Source organism: Ensifer sp. 22460, assembly GCF_052044935.1.
GTDB lineage: Bacteria > Pseudomonadota > Alphaproteobacteria > Rhizobiales > Rhizobiaceae > Ensifer.
This window is the reverse complement of record NZ_JBQENZ010000034.1, coordinates 44,106-63,159: the sequence shown is the minus strand read 5'-3', so window position 1 is coordinate 63,159 and position 19,054 is coordinate 44,106. Positions and strand designations below refer to the sequence as shown.

At 63.4% G+C, this 19,054-nt stretch carries 17 protein-coding genes and 1 pseudogene; 5 read left to right on the top strand and 13 right to left on the bottom strand.

Features of this window, described 5'->3' with window-relative positions:
- Window positions 1-98 precede the first annotated feature (98 nt).
- Complete coding sequence (locus ACTJKM_RS31125; RefSeq protein WP_058328082.1) at window positions 99-1,337, bottom strand: extracellular solute-binding protein; 1,239 nt, start codon at window positions 1,335-1,337, stop codon at window positions 99-101.
- 232 nt (window positions 1,338-1,569) lie between these two features.
- Between ACTJKM_RS31125 and ACTJKM_RS31120 the strand changes: the two genes are divergently transcribed.
- Window positions 1,570-2,799 carry an ROK family transcriptional regulator gene (locus tag ACTJKM_RS31120; protein ID WP_058328081.1) on the top strand — a complete coding sequence of 410 codons (1,230 nt, stop codon included), beginning with the start codon at window positions 1,570-1,572 and terminating at the stop codon, window positions 2,797-2,799.
- 11 nt (window positions 2,800-2,810) lie between these two features.
- On the opposite strand, the pseudogene ACTJKM_RS31115 reads toward ACTJKM_RS31120, so the two are convergent.
- The 11 genes and pseudogenes from ACTJKM_RS31115 to ACTJKM_RS31065 all read right to left on the bottom strand — a co-directional run.
- A pseudogene (locus tag ACTJKM_RS31115) lies at window positions 2,811-3,044 on the bottom strand (LysR substrate-binding domain-containing protein); the annotation flags it as partial.
- 26 nt (window positions 3,045-3,070) lie between these two features.
- Window positions 3,071-4,324 (bottom strand): Zn-dependent hydrolase, encoded by a 1,254-nt coding sequence (locus ACTJKM_RS31110; protein WP_058328079.1) that lies wholly within the window; start codon window positions 4,322-4,324, stop codon window positions 3,071-3,073.
- Window positions 4,321-4,857: an L-2-amino-thiazoline-4-carboxylic acid hydrolase gene (locus tag ACTJKM_RS31105; protein WP_058328078.1), complete on the bottom strand. Its 537-nt coding sequence runs from the start codon at window positions 4,855-4,857 to the stop codon at window positions 4,321-4,323. Before ACTJKM_RS31105 ends, ACTJKM_RS31110 begins: the two co-directional genes overlap by 4 nt.
- A gap of 207 nt (window positions 4,858-5,064) precedes the next feature.
- The gene (locus ACTJKM_RS31100; protein WP_058328077.1) at window positions 5,065-5,814 is read right to left on the bottom strand and encodes a hypothetical protein; all 750 of its coding nucleotides are present in this window, start codon (window positions 5,812-5,814) and stop codon (window positions 5,065-5,067) included.
- Between the two features lie 10 nt (window positions 5,815-5,824).
- Window positions 5,825-6,265, bottom strand: coding sequence for a hypothetical protein (locus tag ACTJKM_RS31095; RefSeq protein ID WP_058328076.1), 441 nt, complete (start codon window positions 6,263-6,265; stop codon window positions 5,825-5,827).
- A 130-nt stretch (window positions 6,266-6,395) separates the two neighbouring features.
- The gene (locus ACTJKM_RS31090) at window positions 6,396-7,766 is read right to left on the bottom strand and encodes a BatD family protein (RefSeq protein ID WP_156436902.1); all 1,371 of its coding nucleotides are present in this window, start codon (window positions 7,764-7,766) and stop codon (window positions 6,396-6,398) included.
- Window positions 7,763-9,334, bottom strand: a complete 1,572-nt coding sequence (locus tag ACTJKM_RS31085) for a VWA domain-containing protein (protein ID WP_058328074.1) — start codon at window positions 9,332-9,334, stop codon at window positions 7,763-7,765. Before ACTJKM_RS31085 ends, ACTJKM_RS31090 begins: the two co-directional genes overlap by 4 nt.
- Window positions 9,331-10,335 carry a vWA domain-containing protein gene (locus tag ACTJKM_RS31080; RefSeq protein WP_058328073.1) on the bottom strand — a complete coding sequence of 335 codons (1,005 nt, stop codon included), beginning with the start codon at window positions 10,333-10,335 and terminating at the stop codon, window positions 9,331-9,333. Before ACTJKM_RS31080 ends, ACTJKM_RS31085 begins: the two co-directional genes overlap by 4 nt.
- The gene (locus ACTJKM_RS31075) at window positions 10,322-10,780 is read right to left on the bottom strand and encodes a DUF4381 domain-containing protein (protein WP_245296167.1); all 459 of its coding nucleotides are present in this window, start codon (window positions 10,778-10,780) and stop codon (window positions 10,322-10,324) included. The genes ACTJKM_RS31080 and ACTJKM_RS31075 overlap by 14 nt, the downstream gene beginning before the upstream one ends.
- Window positions 10,781-10,851: 71 nt before the next feature.
- Window positions 10,852-11,847, bottom strand: a complete 996-nt coding sequence (locus tag ACTJKM_RS31070; RefSeq protein ID WP_058328071.1) for a DUF58 domain-containing protein — start codon at window positions 11,845-11,847, stop codon at window positions 10,852-10,854.
- Between the two features lie 16 nt (window positions 11,848-11,863).
- A complete protein-coding gene (locus ACTJKM_RS31065) occupies window positions 11,864-12,835 on the bottom strand; it encodes an AAA family ATPase (protein WP_058328070.1) in 972 nt (323 codons plus the stop codon).
- 254 nt (window positions 12,836-13,089) lie between these two features.
- On the opposite strand from ACTJKM_RS31065, the gene ACTJKM_RS31060 reads away from it, so the two are divergent.
- From ACTJKM_RS31060 to ACTJKM_RS31045, 4 genes are all read left to right on the top strand, one after another.
- The gene (locus tag ACTJKM_RS31060) at window positions 13,090-14,061 is read left to right on the top strand and encodes a formylglycine-generating enzyme family protein (RefSeq protein ID WP_058328069.1); all 972 of its coding nucleotides are present in this window, start codon (window positions 13,090-13,092) and stop codon (window positions 14,059-14,061) included.
- 43 nt (window positions 14,062-14,104) lie between these two features.
- A complete protein-coding gene (locus ACTJKM_RS31055; RefSeq protein WP_245296166.1) occupies window positions 14,105-15,151 on the top strand; it encodes an HAD family hydrolase in 1,047 nt (348 codons plus the stop codon).
- Window positions 15,152-15,600: 449 nt separating this feature from the next.
- Window positions 15,601-15,876 (top strand): hypothetical protein, encoded by a 276-nt coding sequence (locus ACTJKM_RS31050; protein WP_058328068.1) that lies wholly within the window; start codon window positions 15,601-15,603, stop codon window positions 15,874-15,876.
- 219 nt (window positions 15,877-16,095) lie between these two features.
- Window positions 16,096-17,856 carry a tetratricopeptide repeat protein gene (locus ACTJKM_RS31045; protein ID WP_058328067.1) on the top strand — a complete coding sequence of 587 codons (1,761 nt, stop codon included), beginning with the start codon at window positions 16,096-16,098 and terminating at the stop codon, window positions 17,854-17,856.
- Window positions 17,857-17,876: 20 nt separating this feature from the next.
- Here the strand turns inward: ACTJKM_RS31045 and ACTJKM_RS31040 are convergent, their stop codons facing one another.
- On the bottom strand, window positions 17,877-18,902 hold the full coding sequence (locus ACTJKM_RS31040) for an NADP-dependent oxidoreductase (protein ID WP_058328066.1): 1,026 nt from the start codon (window positions 18,900-18,902) through the stop codon (window positions 17,877-17,879).
- Between the last annotated feature and the right edge of the window lie 152 nt (window positions 18,903-19,054).

Sequence of the window (19,054 nt, the reverse complement as noted above, 5' to 3'; positions counted from 1 at the left end):
ATGCGCCAAATCAAAGTGTTAAAGCGCCTGGATGCCAGCGCCACCGCATATTCCCGCGGTCCCCGGGCGGTTGTCCGCCCGGGGTTTGGGAGGGCGGCTCAGAGGCCGCTGTTTTCGGCCGCCGTCTTCAAGGCGTCCTCAGGCGAAGCCTGGCCGAGCAGTGCTTCCTGGATCGCCTGCTGAAGGGCAGTCGAAAGTTCCTGGTACTTGGGGGTCGTTGGACGCGGATACATGGCCGCGAGGCCGAGCTTGGCAGCGCCGATCAACTCTTCCTGGCCCTTGGTGACGCTGGCATCTTCGTAGGAAGAAGCCCAGATCGGCAGGCTGAGCTTGGCGTAAGCATTCTGCGTCTGCTGCGACGTCATGTAGACGATGTACTTCCAGGCCTCGTCCGGGTTCTTGCTGGTCGAAGTGATGCCAAGACCCATGGAGCCGTTGACGGCGGAGACTTCGCTCTTGCCCGCAACGCCCGGCGCTGGCACGACGCCGACCTTGCCGGCAACCTTGCTTTCCTTCGGATCGTTGGCGAGGTTGTACATATAGGTCCAGTTGAGAGCGAATGCGGCTTCGCCGTTCTGGAACACCTTGCGGACGTCCTCCTCCAGAAACTCCTTGGAGTTCGGATTGGTGAGGCCAGAAGAGTAGCTCGTCACCATGTAGTTGAGCGCGTCGAGGCCGCCACCTGACGCGAAGGCCGGCTTGCCGCCGTCGATGAACTTGCCGCCATAGGCGCTGACAAGGGTGGTGTAGTCGCAGATCGCGGCTTCGGCCTGCGACCAGCTCCAGGCGATCGGGGTTGCGAGCAGGCCCTTGTCCTTGATCACCTTGGCCTGTTCGGCAAGCTCGTCCCAGGTCTTCGGCGGCGCCTTGATGCCGGCCTTCTCCAGGATTTCCTTGTTGTAGAACAGGTATTTGGTGTCGAGGATCCAGGGCATGCCATAGCGCTTGCCGTCATATTCCACGGTCGTCCAGGCGCCGGGCAAAACGCCGGACTTCATCTCGTCCGTGATCCGGTCGCTGACGTCGACCAGGACCTTGTTGCTTGCATATTCGGCCGGCCAGATCACGTCGAAGAGCACGACGTCGTAGCCGCCGCCGGAACCCTGCGCCAGCACGGTCTTGTCGTGCAGGCCCTCATAGGGCACGAATTCGAGATTGACCTTCACGTCCGGGTTGGCCTTGGTGAAGGCCTCAGTCATGGCGCGCACATCCGCCTCGCTATAGGCCGCCTGGGCCATGAAGAGGGCGTTGAGCGTCGTTTCCGCATGCGCGTGGCCGACGAAGGAGACGCCAGCGAGGGTCGCGCAAAGCAAGGTGGTTCTTATCGATTTCAACATGATTTCCTCCAGTAACTTGAGCGTTTCAGCCTTCTTCGGCGCGCCTCTACGGTACGCTGTATGCGAGAAGTCCGTCCGTTTCCGAGCGGCCGTCGACATATCCATCGGAGCGCCTGCAGCGGTGCTTGCCGCCGCTTTCGTTCCCCCGGAGCTCTTTTGGGCTCCTATTAAGTCAATTGTCTTGACTTATTTTTTGTTCAATATTCTAACAGTGTCAAGAGGGGTTTTTTGGATGAACGATATGCGCCTGATCCGGGCGAAGAGCGGCACCAACCAAGAGGGGACGAGCGCACACAACCGGCGCGTCATGATCGACGCTCTGCGGTTGAACGGCCAATTGTCCCGGGCGGACCTTGCCCGCGCGACGGCGCTCACGAAGCAGACGGTCTCCAACATCATCGAGGACCTGGAGCGGGACGGGCTGGTCGAATCGCTTGAGGCGGTGCGCAACGGCCGCGGGCAACCTTCGACGCCCTATCGCCTGGTGCCGGAGGGTGCTTTCGCGATCGGCCTGCAGATCGACCGGCATGTGACGCGGACCATCGCTGTCGATCTCGTCGGCCGGGTGCTCGCCCGTGGCGAGGCCAACCTGCCTGCCGGTGGGCCGGCGACAGGCGTGCGGACGATCCTCGAACTAATCGAGAAGACCCGCCGTGATCTCACGGAGATCGCGCCGCAATCGGAAGATCGCCTCGTCGGCCTTGGGGCGGCGATGCCCGGCCCCTTCGGTATCGAAGCCGACGACGACGATACCTGGATGATGGCGGCGTGGCAGAATTTTCCGTTGCTCGAGACGCTTGCGACCGGCACGGGGCTCGATGTCGGCCTGCAGAACGACGCGGCCGCGGCCGCTACTGCCGAACGCATGGTTGGCGCTGCGCACGGCGTAGACCATGCCATCTGCATCTATCTCGGCTATGGCCTTGGCGCCGGGCTGATCCTCAACGGCGAGCTCTACCGCGGCGCCAATGGCAATGCCGGCGAGATCGGCATGATCCTCAGCCTGCCGCATGGCGCATCGCTGGATGAGCGCACGCCGCTCGAACATCGCGCCTCGATCGCCTCGCTCTGCAGGCTGCTCGACCTCGATCCCGCCGATCCTGATCTTTACGCCCATATCGATGCGATTGCCGCCGGCCCGGACGAGCGGGTGCGGCGTTGGCTCGATGCGGCGGTCTTTGAACTGCGCGCCGCCGTTCAGGCGCTCGAAACGATCTTCGACCCGCAGACGGTGATCCTGTGCGGTGGGCTTCCGCCGGGGCTCGCGCGCCTGTTGGTCGAGGCGATGATGCCGCTGCTCCCCTCGATCGCCGATCGGCGCGACCGCAGTCTCCCGCGATTGCAGATCGGTTTCACCGACCCCTGGGCAGTGGCGATCGGTGCGGCCGCAGAGCCGATCAGCCGCACGTTCGATCCGCGCTTCTCCGCGATCTTGAAAACACGAGAGCACGCCGCGGTGTAATGGCGCGACCGTCAGGTTCTGGGCTCGTCCAGACGGGCAAGTTCAGCATATCGGGCGGCCAGAAAATCGAGCAGGGCGCGCACCGAAGGAAGCAGACCCCGGCGTGAGGGAAAGACCGCGTGAATGATGCCGGCCCTCGGCGCCCAATCGGGCAGCACATCGACGAGCGTGCCATCCTTCAGGTCTTGCTGTATCACCATCTCCGGCAGTTGGCAGATGCCGACACCGCGCAGGGCGGCAAGCCTCTGCCGTGGGTGCTTGGCTTTATCGGTCAGCGCTGGTCGAGTTCCAGGATGGTCTGGAACAGAACCTCTGCGCCACGGGCGCACTCTTCGGGCGCGGTGTATTCCGCTTCGTTGTGCGACAGCCCGTTCTTGGAAGGCACAAAGATCATTGCGGTCGGCATGATCGTCGCGATATGCGCCGCGTCATGCCCGGCACCGGAAACGACGTCCGTGGCCGAATAGCCGAGCGCTTCCGCGCTGTTGCGGACGGCATCCACGATCGATGGATCGAAGACGACCGGCGCTTTCGACCAGATGCGCGTCAGTTCGGCGCTTGCCCCGACGCTCCGGACGGTATCCTCCAGCGCCGCCTGCATCCGATCAAGCCCGGCCTCGGACGGGTGACGCATGTCGATCTGAAGCCGGACGGTGCCGGGCACGACATTGCGCGAATTGGGACCGACATCGACGAAGCCGACGGTTCCGACACCGGGCGGATTTTCGCGGGCGATGTTGCTGACGGCGAGCACGATTTCGGCCGCGGCGACAAGCGCATCGTCGCGCTGCGCCATCGGCGTGCTGCCGGCATGGGCCTCGGTGCCGGTGACAGTGATATCGAACCAGCGCAGCCCCTGGATGCCGGTGACGACGCCGATCTCGGTTGCGGACGCTTCCAGCAGCGGTCCCTGCTCGATATGGAGCTCGACATAGGCCGCGAAGGCGGCCGGCTCGACCCGTGCTTCACCGCGATAGCCGATGGCGTCGAGCGCCGCCCCGACCGTGACGCCGTCTCGGTCGGGGCGCGCGTGCGCCGCATCAAGCGAAAGCGCGCCGGCAAAGACGCCCGACCCCATCATCGCTGGAGAAAAACGCGACCCTTCCTCGTTCGTCCAGTTGACGACCGTCAGCGGATGGCGGAGCCGGGTGGTGGTTTCCTTGAGCGTGCGCAGCACCTCGACACCGGCAAGCACGCCGAGAATGCCATCGAAACGGCCACCCTGCGGCTGGGTGTCGAGATGGCTGCCGACCGCGATCGCCGGCAGAGACATGTCTTCGCCGGGATAGGTCGCGAAAATATTGCCAATGCCGTCGATCTCAACCGTGCAGCCGAGCGCCCGGCACGCGGCGACGAACCAATCGCGGACCTCACGGTCCTCCTCAGTCAGCGTCAGGCGGGTGACCCCGCCCTTGTCTGTGCCACCGAAGCGGGCGGTCGCGACAAGGTCGTTCCACAGCCGGTCGCCGTTTGTAACCGGCGTGTTGATGCGCTTGGGCTCAGTGCGCAAGGCTTCGGCGCTCATTTCGGCTGCTCCGGTGCGTCCTTGTTCAGCTTGTAGCGGAAGTCGCAATGGGTAGCGCCCTGCATCACCGTCTGGGTGCGTTCAAGCGTGATGCGCGGATCGTATCCGGTGCAGAAAACGCCGTCGCGGTTGCAGGAAAGGAGGTGCCCGATATGGCTGAGCCCCATCTCGCGATAGGTCTCGGCGTAGCGACAGCGCTTCACATTGTAGTGGAATTCCTCATCCGTCGCCTTCGTTACCTCGATGACAAGCGCGTCGTCCTGGGTCCAGAGATCCTGCAGTTCCTGGAAGGTGCGCAGGTTGGTGCCGCCAGGCGTCTTTGCCGCAAAGGTCCTGCCGGCTTCGATCGCGGCCTTGGTGATCGCCTTGTCGAGAATTGCTTGCGCGCGCTCCTCGCCGATCTCCTCGCGCATCGCCTCATAGATCGGCGCGATGATGCCGGCCTCAATGCGGCGGCGCGCGAGAATGCCGATCTCGCCATCCATTGCCGCCCGCGACGTGGTTTCGGTGTTTTCTTTGTCCGTCTTTTCCATGGAATGCCTCCCTGTCTGCCACAGGGCAGAACAACAGCGGCAGGATACTACGTAGGCAATGCCTCTGTGTTGCAAATCTGTGCCGGAGGGATTTCGCGTCGTGCAAAAATTTTGCGCTATTCCGCGATTTTGCAGGAATCAATCTTAGCCCGACCGACACGACGCGAACTGCAGTCGCGTGGGGGGCACGGATTCGGCTGTGCGCAATCAGCGCCCGCTGCTCGAAACGAACCAGCGGTAATAGGGATTGTCCGGCTCCACGCGCATCAGCAGTTCCATGTCACGGACCCATTCGTCGCGATAGCCGGCATAGGCGTTGAGCGAAGCCTGATAGAACAGCATTAGCCGGTTGTGGGCGTCCGCTACGGATTTCTCGAGCGCCGCGTCCGCTCCGACAAGCGGTGCCTTGCTGCGCAGGCCGACGAGGGCTGGGAGCGTGCGCTGCAACTCGTCGGGACGAACCCAGCTTGCATATTCGATCCGCTGCTGGCCGTCGGTGACAGGCTGCGCCGGTCCGGCATAACGATCAAGCCCGGCGCGGTCGGTCATCCAGGTCGCGAGCAGGTCGGCTGCGCCACCTATGCCGACTTCACTGAACGCCGCGGCGACGGACGGGTCGGCCATGTGCTTGGCAATGTGCGCGACGTCGAGCGCCTGTGGTTCGACGGAGCCGACGAGCAGCATCTCGTGCAGCTCGGTCGACCAGAGCGAGGCATGCGGGAAACTGTCGAGGAAACTGCGCACGAGCGCGCGGGTGTCCTCGTCGTTCTGGGTGGAGATCGGCAGCCATTGCGCAACAAGACCGTTTGGAGCGAGGCGTTGGCGGGCCAGCCGGTAGAAATCGGACGAATAGAGATTGACGACGCCAGCGGCCGATGGTGGTGGTGGTTCCAGCGTGATGAGATCGTAGCGCTCCGCGCTGCGCATCAGCTCGCGGCGACCGTCTGCAACGCGCACTTCGAGGCGGCTATCCCCTGCCGCGTTGAAATTGCCGGCAAACAATCGAGGCGCGGGCGACCGACGGCAGCAGTTGGGCAGCGACGCGCCGGTCGAGCCCGGGATAGGCGAGCAATGAGCCGGCGGTAATGCCGGTGCCAAGCCCGATGACGAGCGCCGATTTCGGCTCGCCCTTGTGGATCATGAGCGGCAAGAGCGCCTGTAGCCGCATGTAGCGCAGCGACGGCATGGCGTCGCCGGTGTTGGAGACGCCCTGGATATAGAGGCGGCGGAAGCGCCGGTCCGGCTGGCCCTGTTCGATGACGGCGACCGTCGCACCGAGGCCCTCCTCATAGGAGACGATCGTGCCATTGCCGCGTGAGAGATTGAGCAAGGTGGCGAGCCGGTCCGATGGCACCATCACGGCGATCAGCACGGTGACGACGGCGAGCGCTGGCGCCGCAGGCCGCAAACAAATCGCTCTCGGAATGCAGGCAAAGTTTCGAATTTACCGATGCAATCTCCGCGCGAACGCGCCCTCAGGTAAGTACGTAACAGTTACGAAGGCAGGCAGGACGCGTAACGCGCCGCCTCACACGGCTTCAGCGGTTCTGCCGCAAGGCGCTGTCGAACACCGGGTTGAGCTTGGGCAATTCATCAAGCGCTTCGTCGCCGTCGTCGGAGAATTCGTCCAGCCAGCGTCGCCGCGCCGACTTCAATCCACTTCGCAGCCGGGAGAAATCTGGCCGCTCGTGATGGGATTGCGGAGTGCCGTAGCGGCTCTTTCGGTGCCGAGCGAAAGCGACCCTCGTCTCCGGGTCGGCAAATCGCTCAAACCATTTCGCAAGCGGTACATTGCCGGTCTTGCGAGACCAGCGATCGAGTGCCACGTCCAGCCGCGCTCTGTCGTGGTCGCGGCAGGCGTCGAGAACATGGCGGAAGGCCGTCTCCTCCGACTGCGCCTTGCGCGTCATGGCCGCATCGATCCAGGTTTCCAGCCGTCCGAACAGATTGGCGGCGAACTGGATGACAATGGCGACGGCGAGGACAGTGGCCGTCGCAATGCTCCACCAGAGCCAATCTAAGGGTTCTTTTGTCTGCGGAGGAGCGGGTGGCGCGATGGCAACCTTCGTTGCCGGCCCGGCACCGACGACCACTTCCGCGCCATCGGCCTCTGCGGTTTCGGTCTTTCCGGTCTGAGGATTGAACCACTCCAATGTGATTGCCGCCAGAGAGAAGGTGCCCGGCTCGGCAAAGACGTAGGTTGCGGTGTCCTTGCGCAGTCCCGCGGCGATCTCGCCCCGCGGCGTGCGCTCCTCGGAGAGTACCGGATCGTGCTGATAAACCTGCACGCCTTCCGGAGCCTTCAAGCTGGGCTCGGGGATCATCATGGATGCGAGGCCGGCCGCGCGGGTGGTGACCGTGCGCACCAGCGCGTCGCCCGCAAGCAGGCCGGCCGGGTCGCGGTTGAATGTCTGCGTGATGATGATTTCGCCAGCGGTGACGCCGGGCGTGCCGCCGGCACTTCCTGGTACCGCTTCCACGGTAAATTTGAGCCGCGGCACGGTTACCTTACCCTGTGTCACTTGTCCCGGCACGGCGGCATAGCCAAAGGGGATCACGATCGTCGGCAGGGCGTAATTACCTGCCGCCTGTGGTGTGATCACATAGGTTTTGCGGATTCCGGAAAAGGCCTCGCCATCGACAGTCTCGTTGAGGTTCAAGCCGCGGTCGTCGGGCATGGTGACCTCCGCACCCCTAAGATCGAACAGCGGAAACTGCGGCGGCGTCAGGAAGTAGTTCGGCACGAAGACGTCGATGTCGATCTCTATCTGTTGCCCGGCATAGATCGTGCCCTTTGTCGCGAGCGTGGCGCGCGCGAAGGGGTTGGCGGCGAGCGCATCGCCCGCAAGCCAAAGCGACAGGCCGACGAGCCAGACCAGCAGCCGAGGCATTCGGGACAAGGCGCTCACGGCGTCGCCTCCTTTGCCTCGATCGCGAATTTTCGCGCGAGCAGCTCGGCGGGCGAGACCTGGATGTTGCGCATCCACATGTCCGCCGTCTGTGGTCCACCCTGGATCGTCGCCTCCGTGCCTTTCTTGCCCTTGTCGTCGAACTGCACCTGGTCGGGGTCCATGCCCGCCTGTTCCTGCTGTGCGTCCTGTTCCTGCTTGTCCTTGTCGGCCTTGAATTTTTCGGCAGCCGCCAGGTTCCTTTTCGCGTCCGGCCAGTCGGGGCGGCGTTTCAATGCCTGCTTATAGACGGTAATCGCCTCTTCCGCCTTGTCGAGGTGCATCAGGGCGTTGCCCTGGTTGTAGTAGCTCTCGGCCGTATCGGTTTCGGCAAAGGCGTCGATCGCATCCTGGAAACGGCCGGCACGGTAGAGCGCCGCTCCGCGCCAGGTGGGATCGGCGAATTTTTCGGCCGCACCCTGGAAGTCGCCCTGCTCGAAGACGCGACGGCCCTGCTGGTCCGGCGTCAGCCAGAGATCGAGGAAGCGGTTATCGGCCGCCTCCGCCCGCTCGTTGCTCATGAGCAGGCTGATGGCGAGCAGATAGACGGCCCAGCGCACGGTCCAGCCGCGCCGGAACCAGAACAGCCCGAAGACGGCGATCGGGATCGTCAGCCACCAGCCGGCATCGTGCCAGCGGGTCAGCCCCTCGGCGGTCTTTGCGGCAAAATTGGTCTGGATGCGCCTGACGATCCAGCGCACATCCGCATCATCCGATGTGATGGTCGCGACCTCGGCAGTAGATGCGGACTGCAACGCCTTGAGGCTGTCGACATCCAGCTTGGAGCGAACATGACCGCCCGTCGCGTCGGTCAAGAACCCGCCGTCGGCTGTCTTCACCGGGCCGCCTTCTACCGTGCCGATGCCAAGTACCATCACCGCGTTGCGGCCCTGATTCTGGCTGAACGCCTGAAAGGCGGAGCGCTCGACCCCGTCGGTCATGAAGAGGATCGTGCCAGGCGCGGTTTCATTGGCCAGGGCTTTCTCGACCTCCTGCAGGGCCTTTGCCGTATCCTTGCCTTCTACCGGCATGATCTGAGGCGAGAGTGCCGCGAGATAGGTCTTGACCAGTGCCGCATCGTCGCTCAGCGGCAGCACCATATGGGCGGAGCCGGCATAGGCAAAGAGCGCCGTACGCGAACCTTTTCTGAGGCTGAGTATATCCTGGACCTTGAGCTTGGCGCGTTCGAGCCGCGTCGGCGAGATGTCCGTCGCGTTCATGGTCGGGTTGAGGTCGATGGCGATCGCCAGCGGCGCGGTGTCCTCGACGAAGGGCGGGCGCTCGCGCTGCCAGGTCGGACCGGCGGCAGCGATGGCGGCAACGGCGATCAGCGCTGCGGTGATGTGCACGGGCTGGAGGCGCCGCTTGCCACACTTCTCGATCAACAGGTGATCGAGAAGATGCGGCGCGATCATGCCTTGCCATTGCGAGCGGACATCGCCGCGCCGGCTGACGAGGTAGATGAGCAGGGGGACGGCGAGCAGTGCCAGCAGCCAAAGCGGTCTCAGGAAGTGGAAGTCCGAGATCATGGCGCCGTCTCCTGCCGCCGGCGGCGCTCGGCAAGCGAAGAGAGGAACCACATGATGGCGTGGTAGGCGAGGACGATAAGCAGTGCTGCGCCAAGCGGGTAGTGGAACAGTTCGATGCGCGGCCGCCAGGAGAGTGTCTTCTGGTTCGCCGGTGTCAGTTGATCGAGCAGTTCATAGATGTTCTGCAGGCCCGCCTGGTCCTGGCCGAAGAAGTAGCGGCCCTTCGTCGTCTCGGCGATACCCTGAAGGGTTACCGTATCGAGCTTCTGCTCGCCTTGCGCACTGGGGTCACCAATCCCCACGGTGTGGATCACCACGTTCCGGTCGGCGGCGATGCTGGCGGCCTTGTCGGGCGGCATCTTGCTGGCGGTATCGTTGCCGTCGGTCAAAAGGATCATCACCTTGTCGGGCGCGGTGCTGGCGTCGAACATCTTGATCGCGAGCCCGATCGCGTCGCCAACCGCTGTGCGCGGGCCCGCCATGCCGGGCAGGCTGTCGGCCAGCATCAACTTGACCGTCTTGTGGTCGAGCGTGAACGGTACCAGCGGATAGGGCGCGTCACCGAAGGCGATCAGGCCGAGCCGGTCGTCCGGCCGCCGGTCGATGAAGTCGGCGACAACCTTGTGCACCGCCTCGACACGGGTCTGAAGGTTGCCGGAGGGATCGCGAAAATCCCGCGTGTCCATCGACTGCGAAAGATCGATCGCCAGCATCAGATCGCGCTGCGGCTCGGTCTTTTCGATCGGCGGCTCGACATATTGGGGTCGCGCCAGTGCCATAACGATCAGTGCCCAGCAGATGGGCGCAATCACCTTCTGTCCGAGATTGGTCCTTGGGACGACGGAGCCCTCGGTCGGCCCGAGATTGGCGGTGGCCGTAATGTCCTTGAAGAACGGTATTCTGACGGCGGCCGATTGCTCGCGGTAGGGCGGAAGCAGCCACCAGACGACGAAGGGCAGAGGCAGAAAGATCAGCGCCCAGGCGTGGTCAAGCACGTACATGGTGCGCCTCGATCCAGTGACGTGCCGCGGCGGCATAGGCCCGCGCTTCGGGTTCCGGGACGGCGCAAAGCGCCGCGCTGCCACGATATTCGGCTTCCTCGAAGAAACGCGCCGAGGCGATCGGGAACACCGGGCCGCCGGAATGGGCATCGAGGAAGCCGGTCCATCCCGTGCCATGGAGCCCGGCTATCGTTTCGCGCGGCCAGAGCACCAAGGCGGTGCGCTTCAAGAGGACGGGTAAAGCGACGAGCGCCTCGCCGCGGGTACCGGACGCGGCGAGGCGTCCCTCGATTTTCTTGAGGTCGGCGAGCGCTTCGCGACGGTAACGATTGGCCTCCCAGCGCTGGTACCAGCGCCAGCATGCGAAGGCGATCAGCAGGAGTATGACGCAGCCGAGCGCCGTCCAGGCCCAGGTCTGCGGCATCATCGAGACGGGCTGAGGCATGGCAATGTCCGCGAGCTGCCGAAGGGTTGCCTCGAAAAACGGGTCTTTCGCAGGGGCGGCCGTCGCCATCGCTATCGCCTCCGTTGCCGGCTGGCGAGCTGGCCGAGCATGGTGCGCAATTGCGGCGCGACCTCTTCGGCGGCCGAAATCGGCAGCATCGGCAGGCCGAGTTCTTCCTGCCAGGCGCGCAGTGCCCGTCCGCGTTTTCTGGCGAAGCTGTCGATCGCCTCGCGCACATTGCCATGGCCGAGTTGCACTTCGGCCTGAAGCAGGCCGCCGCTGAAGACGATATCGCCCTTGCGCGGCAGCTCGAGCAGGAAGGGATCGTAGATGAGAACGGATATCACATCGTTGTGGGCCGAGAGCTTCAACAGCATGTCGCGGGTTTCGAGGCTGTAGCCGTCGAAATCGCTGATGACGATGACCAGGTGATCGTGCCGGGCAATGTTGGCGACGGTGGTGAGAACGACGTCGAGCTGCTCTGCGCCATGCGGCGCCCGCGAACCCGCCTGCAGTGCAGTATTGTGGCACACGATGCTGTCGGCAAGGCGGATCACCGCTTCGCGGCTCCGGTAAGGGCGCACCTCGGTAACCTCCTCGTCGCCGAAGACGAAGCCGCCGACACGATCGCCGAGCGCCAGCACGCGCCAGGCTGCGAGCGCCGCGACCTCGGCCGCGGCGACCGACTTCATGGCCCGGCGGCTGCCGAAGAACATATTGATGCGCTGGTCGACGAGGATCAGGGCCGGCCGGTCCTTCTCTTCGTCATAGATACGGACGACCGGCTTGCCGGTGCGTGCCGTCACTCGCCAGTCGATCGCGCGGATGTCGTCGCCCGGGAGATAGTTGCGTAGCTCCTCGAAGGAGAGGCCGCGGCCGCGCATGCGTGATTCATGGCGGCCGGCGAGCAGGCGCTGCACCGGCGCCTTGCGCAGGAAGGTCAGGTCTCGGGCCATGGCCTCGAGGCCGACGAGCGTGTCGACCGACGTGTAGACGCCGGTCGTATCGACCTGGCGGGGTTTTACGATGCCGCGGGAGCGGGCGAGAGCCGGCAGGGATATGGCCATCGGCAAACCTCCATCCTCAGGCGACCGCGACGAGTTCGACGATACGGTCGATCACCTGGTTGGCGGTGGTGCCGCCGGCATGTGCTTCGTAGGAAAGCACCAGCCGATGGCGAAAGACGTCGTGCACGGTGGCCTGCACATCGTCGGGGGTCACGAAGTCGCGGCCGTTCAGCCAGGCGTGGGCCCGTGAAACCTTGTCGAGACCGATGACACCGCGCGGGCTGACGCCGACCTGCAGCCATTTGGCGAGATCCTTGTCGACCTTGTCGGGATAGCGGGTCGCCATGACGAGCGCGACGATGTAGTTCTCGATTGCTTCTGAAACCGTGATCGCCGAAATCTCCTGGCGCGCGGTAAACACTGAATTCTGGGCGAGTTTTTCCGTGGCGTGATTGTTGGGTTTCGCGTGAATTTCCTCGGAACGCACGAGCCGCATGATGTCGGCTTCCGAGGTGGCGTCGGGGTAATCCACCTGGATGTGCATGAGGAAGCGGTCAAGCTGTGCCTCGGGCAAGGGATAGGTACCTTCCTGCTCGATCGGATTCTGGGTCGCCATCACCAGGAACAGATCCGGAAGCGTGTGGCTCTTGCCACCGATGGTGACCTGGCGTTCCTCCATCGCTTCGAGCAGGGCCGACTGCACCTTCGCCGGCGCACGGTTCACCTCGTCCGCGAGGATGAGGTTGGCGAAGATAGGGCCTTCCTGAAAACGAAACTCGCCTTTGCCGCCGTCGGAAAAATAGATCTCCGACCCGGTGATGTCGGCGGGCAGGAGGTCGGGCGTGAACTGGATGCGCGACAGCTCCGCGTCGAGGTTCTTTGCCATGCTCTTGATGGCCCGGGTCTTGGCGAGCCCCGGCAGGCCTTCGACGAGCAAGTGGCCGTTGCTGAGCAAGCCCAGCAGCAACCGCTCGATCATGCCCTCCTGGCCGATGATCGCTTCGCCGATGCGCTTGCCGAGTTGCTCGATATCGTCGCGTGCACCCATGAATTCCTGCTCCCTCTGCCTCTCCGGCAGCATCAGTCATCATGAAATTTCGGCAGAGCTTATTGTTAAATCAGGCCAATTGGAAAGAACGTAACAGTAACGAAGACCCCCGCAAGCACCACATTTGGCCGATTTTCATCGTCACCACGAGGTTTTGTTTGCCATCGTAACGGTTACGTACTTTGGGCGGGCGAAAAATGGCGTTAGCTTGGACCGGTTTGGTGGCCGACCCACCCTCGGGAGATGGAAGCCGCATGCACGTGTCGCCGAAGATACCGCTTCTCAACGAAACGCCGGCAGCAATCAGCGCGCGCGAGCCGATCTGGATCGAAGGCGGCACCTTCGTCATGGGCTCGGACAAGCACTATCCGGAGGAAGCGCCGGCGCATCCGGTCAAAGTGGACGGCTTCTGGATCGACGTGGCGCCGGTGACCAACCGGCAGTTCGCCGCATTCGTCGAGGCAACCGGCTACGTCACCGAGGCGGAGAAGACGCCGGACCCCAAGGACTATCCCGGCGCCCTGCCGGAGATGATGCGTGCCGGCTCGGTGATCTTCGATCCGCCGAAGCGGGTTACCAGCAACAGCCCGTCGCAATGGTGGAACTTCAAGTTCGGTGCCGATTGGCGGCGGCCCTATGGGCGGCAGAGCAATATCCGCGGCAAGTTCGATCATCCGGTCGTCCAGGTCTCCTATCTGGATGCCAGGGCCTATGCGGAATGGGCGGGCAAGGACTTGCCGACGGAGGCAGAATGGGAGTTCGCGGCAAAGGGCGGGCTTGAGGGCGCGGAATTTGCCTGGGGTGACGAGCTGGTGCCGGAGGGACGTTTCATGGCGAACACCTGGCACGGCATGTTCCCGACAGAAAATCTCAGACCCGACGGCTTCGAACGGACCTCTCCGGTCGCAAGTTTCCCACCGAACGGCTACGGCCTCTACGATATGATCGGCAATGTCTGGGAATGGACGCGCGACTTCTGGTCGACCAACCATCCGGCGCCGGCGCAAAAGAGCTGCTGTATCCCTTCCAATCCGCGGGGCGGCGACAGGGAAGCAAGCTTCGATCCGAGACAACCGACGATCCACATCGCCCGCCGGGTGGTGAAAGGTGGCTCGCATCTCTGCGCGCCCAACTATTGCCGCCGCTACCGGCCGGCGGCGCGCCATGCGCATGAGGAAAACGCGGCGACCACCCATATCGGGTTCCGCTGTATTCGGCGGCCCTGACCTTGCCCGGGGTTACAATTCGTTCCCGCAAGGAGGATGCGTGATGACTGCAATTGCGATGCGATCCAATTCCTCGCCGAGCCGGCGCCGTTCGCGGCTCGTCGGACTCCTGCTCCTGCTTTCCACGGCGTTCGCCGTTCCGGCCGCCGTCGTCGCGGCCGATGCGCCGGCCGACAATCTTCCGTCCTGGAATGATGGCGAGGCAAAGACGGCCATCGTCGATTTCGTCACGCGCGTGACCAGCGAGAACGGGGCGGACTTCGTGGCGCCGGAGGAACGGATCGCCGTCTTCGACAATGACGGCACGCTCTGGTCTGAGCAGCCGAACTATTTTCAGGGCATGTTCGCTATGGATCGCGTCAAGGCGATGGCGCCGGAACACCCGGAGTGGAAGGACAAGGAGCCATTCGCATCGCTGCTCAAGGGCGATATGACGGGTGTCGCCGCCGCCGGCGAGAAGGGCATCGTTGAACTCGTGATGGCGACCCATGCCGGCATGACGACGAATGCGTTTACCAAGACGGTCAAGGACTGGTTTGCGACCGCCAAACATCCGCGCTTCAACCGTCCCTACAACGAGGTCACCTACCTGCCGATGCGTGAACTGCTCGATTATCTCCGGGCAAACGGCTTCAAGACCTACATCGTCTCCGGCGGCGGCATCGAATTCATGCGGCCGATGACCGAACAGATGTACGGTATCCCGCCTGAACAGGTCGTCGGCAGCAGCATCACGACGAAATATGACCTCGACGGCGATACGCCGGTGCTGACGCGTGAGCCCAAGATCGACTTCATCGACGACGGCCCGGGCAAACCCGTCGGCATCAATACGTTCATCGGCCGGCGGCCGATCTTTGCGGCCGGCAACTCCGACGGCGACTATGAGATGCTGCGCTGGGTAACAGCGGGCTCCGGTCCACGCTTCGGCCTGATCGTGCACCATACGGACGGCGAGCGCGAATGGGCCTATGACCGGCAATCGCCCGTCGGCAAGCTGGACAAGGCGCTGACCGAAGCCGAACAGAGAAACTGGCTGCTGGTCGACATGAAAGAGGACTGGCGCAGGATCTATGCTTTCGACAAGTAGCGTGCGGACTCGCGTTGCGCGCCCATGTCGGTCGAGTTCGCCTGCGATGTTCCGGCCGACGGATTCTAGTCTTTGAGGAGTTCCGGAGACGATGACCTACGGTTCGACAAAGGCGTCCAAACCGGTCTGTCATCGATAGGGATCGCCTTGGCGATACCGGGACCTGCTGAGGCATAAAGCTTGTCGTATCCAAGGACGAACTCGGACGATCATATCGTCGACGTCAAGACTATCGGGGCAAAGTTACTGTTACGTACTTCCGAAACGGAGCGTCTGTTGTCACGTTAACCATCGAGGGAGAGGTCCGGTCCGGCTGCCAGTTTTGGTTGAGCGCTCGGCGGGCTGATGTGTCGTCACGGTCCCGGATAAAATGATCCTTGAGAAATGGTGCGCCAGCGTATCGGGCTGGCGGCAAGGTCATCGATTGTCGATCAGGCGGGTAGAAAACAATGCCCAACGCGGCCGTACAGCGCGGACTTCTGAAGCTCATGCTGAAGCTTCCGGCGTTGCGCGGTCAACTGCAACTGCTGAGCGTCAAGAACCTTTCTCTTTCCAGCCTCTGCGAGGCCTATGAAGAGGCGAGCTCCATGCTCGACCGGCAACGTAAGCTCGATCCTCTGGATCATTCGATGATCTCGGAGTATGAATTGATCTGTCGCGAGATCGAAGAAGAGGTAATTTCCATCTGTATCATCGATTCAGGCCGCGAACCTCGTCCATTGTGATTAACAGATAGCCTTCTTGGGTTCATACATTTCATGTAAATCCCGTGAAAATTCTGTGGGATTTTCGGTTGGTTCTTGCTCTATTTTAAAATGACTCATTTCCTTCGTGAAAATGTTTTGTGATGGCGCAATATTTTTCTTTTCGCCACTGCGGCTCTCGTCTAGAGTTCGTCTCGCGTTTGCACTCTCTTTGGGGTTGTGGGCAGTTGGGAGCGCATCATGGAAGCCAGAAATGCGGGTCAAGCAGCTCATTGTGCCGTTGCCGAATGTGACGCACGCCCTGCACTTGATCGTATTCTTGCCGATAGTCAGTTTCATGCCACTGAGCGCCACCGGAAACTCCTGCGCTACCTGGTCGATGAATTCTTCGCTGGCCGCTCGGGGCAGGTCAAAGCCTATACCATCGCGATCGACGTTTTCGGTCGGCCGGCTTCCTTTGATCCGGCAACCGATCCGATCGTGCGTGTTGAAGCCTCGCGCCTGCGCGCCGCGCTGACGCAATATTACGAGACGGTCGGCGATAAGGCGAGGCTTCGCATCGAGCTTCCCAAGGGCAATTACGTTCCGCATTTCGCGGTGAGCGACCGCTCACCGGACCCGTCGGAAATCGCAACGGCTCCCACGCAGATGGCGAACGAGTCGGAGGAACTGGTCGCCGTCATTCCCGCCATCGTCCAGCCGAAGCGTCGGCCGTTCGGTCTGATCGGCGCCGCTGTCGCAGGGACGGCGGCAATGGCTGGAGCCTTCTATCTCTCCGTCGTCGAGCGCCTCCCGTGGCAACCGGTGCTTTCCGCCAAGCCGACGATCGTCATCGACGTTCCGGCGGCCAGCGGAGCCGGTGCCGAAGAGCAGAGGAGGGCGGGCGATTATCTGGTCCACGCGCTGTCGCAGTTCTCCGCGGTGCGCACTTTGGCGCAGGCGCCGGCGCCGGGCGTCGATGTTGCATCGGTCACCGGCTGGGTCACGTCGGCACCGCCGGTGAAGCTGCAGGGGAGCAAGGAGTACCGGCTCTCGGTCGCTTACAGCGCTGACGTCAAGGAGCATCAGATCTCGTGGCAGGTTGTCGATGCGCAAAGCAACGAGGCGCTCCGAGCGGGTACTGCGAAAGCCGATATCGACAGCGGTGACGCTCGAGCAGTTCAGGAAAAACTGCTGGCTCGGCTTGCCCGATCGCTCGCCGGCGAAGAAGGTGTCATCGTGAGCCTGGAGGCGGCGCGGCAGCTCGTGTCACCGTCGTTCGGTTACGGTTGCGTGCTTCTTGCCGATGTCGCGCTGGCGCGGATCGACCCGGAAGGATTGGCTTCGGCACATGCCTGCCTGGAGCAATCGGTGACCTATCAGGCGACAGACCCTGACGTCCTTGCCAGCCTGGCCACGGTGCTGGTGGCGACCGGCGAGGCAAGCGCCTCGCCGACGGTGGCGGCGCGGGCGGTGAAGCTCGCGGATAAGGCCATAGCTCTCGCACCGCAATCGAGCCAGAGCTACATCGCTCAGATGCAGGCGCGCTTCGCCACCGGCGACACGGAGGCCGCGTTCATGTCCGGTCGCCGCGCCGTTGCGCTCAATCCGCTCGATGATGCCATTCCCGCTCGGCTCGGTCTGCTGCTCTTCGTCAGCGGGCAATATTCGGAGGGCGTGAACCTTGCGCGGGTGGCGGAAGTGGGCTGCGAATATGTGCACCACGACGCGGCGCTCACGCTGGCGCTCGAAGACTACCGAAACGGCAAATACCGCGAAGCGCTGACGCGTGCGCGCCAGCTTGCCAATCCCGCCGACACTGCCGTCAACCTCCTGCGGATGGCGGCGGCAGGTCAACTCGGCCTAACCAGAGAGGCCACGAGTGCCCTTGACGGCTTACAGCGCAACAAGGCTGGCTCGATTGAGAGCGAACTCGCCGCGCGTGGTTATACGCCCGAACTGATCGCGCTTCTCGATGATGGTCTTGGCAAGGCCGGCGTCCGCCTCGCCGGCCTGCACTGATCGCTCGCGAGGCGTGGTTTTCAGTTCTCGGCGGCCACCCGCACGACCAGCTTGCCGAAGTTGCGGCCTTCGAGCAGCCCGATGAAGGCATTCGGGGCGTTCTCGATGCCATCGACAACGTCCTCCTTGTACCGAACCTCGCCGTTGGTGATCCAGCCCGCCATCTCCTGGTAGAAAACCGGACGCTGATCGGCGAATTCGCGCTGGATGAAGCCCCTGATCAGCAGGCTCCTGCTCAGAACCTCCCGCATGACGCCCGGCAGCCTGTCGCCGCCAGCCTGCGGACCGCCGGCCTGGTTGTAGTGCGCGATCAGCCCGCAAATGGGCACGCGGGCGAAATCGTTCAACAGCGGAAACACCGCGTCCCAGACATGGCCGCCGACATTCTCGAAATAGACGTCGATGCCCTTGGGGCACGCCGCGGCGAGTTGCTCGGCGAAATCCGGAGCGCGGTGATCGATCACCGCATCGAAGCCGAGCGTGTCGCGAACGAAAGCGCACTTGTCCGCACCGCCCGCAATGCCGACGGCGCGCGCACCCTTGATGCGGGCGATCTGGCCGACGGCCGAGCCGACGGCGCCGCTTGCGGCGGCCACGGCGACCGTCTCGCCCGGCTTCGGCTTGCCGATCGTCAGCAGACCCGCATAGGCGGTGAAGCCCGGCATGCCCAAAATGCCGAGCGCGGCCGACAGAGGTGCCGCCGACGGATCGAGCTTGCGCAGATCCGCACCGCGCGACAGCGCATAGCTCTGCCAACCGGAATGGGAGAGCACGAAATCACCGTCGCTGAAATCCGGGTGGCGCGAGCGCACGACGCGGGCAACTGTGCCGCCCTCCATAACCGCGCCGATCTCCACCGGCTTGGCATAGGACCGGCCGGTGTTCATGCGCCCGCGCATGTAGGGATCGAGCGAGAGGTAGAGGATTTTGAGCAGAACCTCGCCTTCGGCCGGCTCCGGGATTGCCGTCTCGACGATGCGGAAGTCGCTCGGCGTCGGTCGCCCCGATGGCCGGGCGGCCAGCAGAACCTGGGTGTTCGTGCTCATTGTCTTTCCTCCCTATGCATGGCCGGATCTGCGCCGGGGTGCCATCCGACGGACGCTCGATTAGAGCATGTTGTGGCATGAAACCGAACGGAGGCCTACCGGCGCGTTCGGACGCCAAAATGGCGCCGCGGGCCGGACCCTAAAGGGCGAGC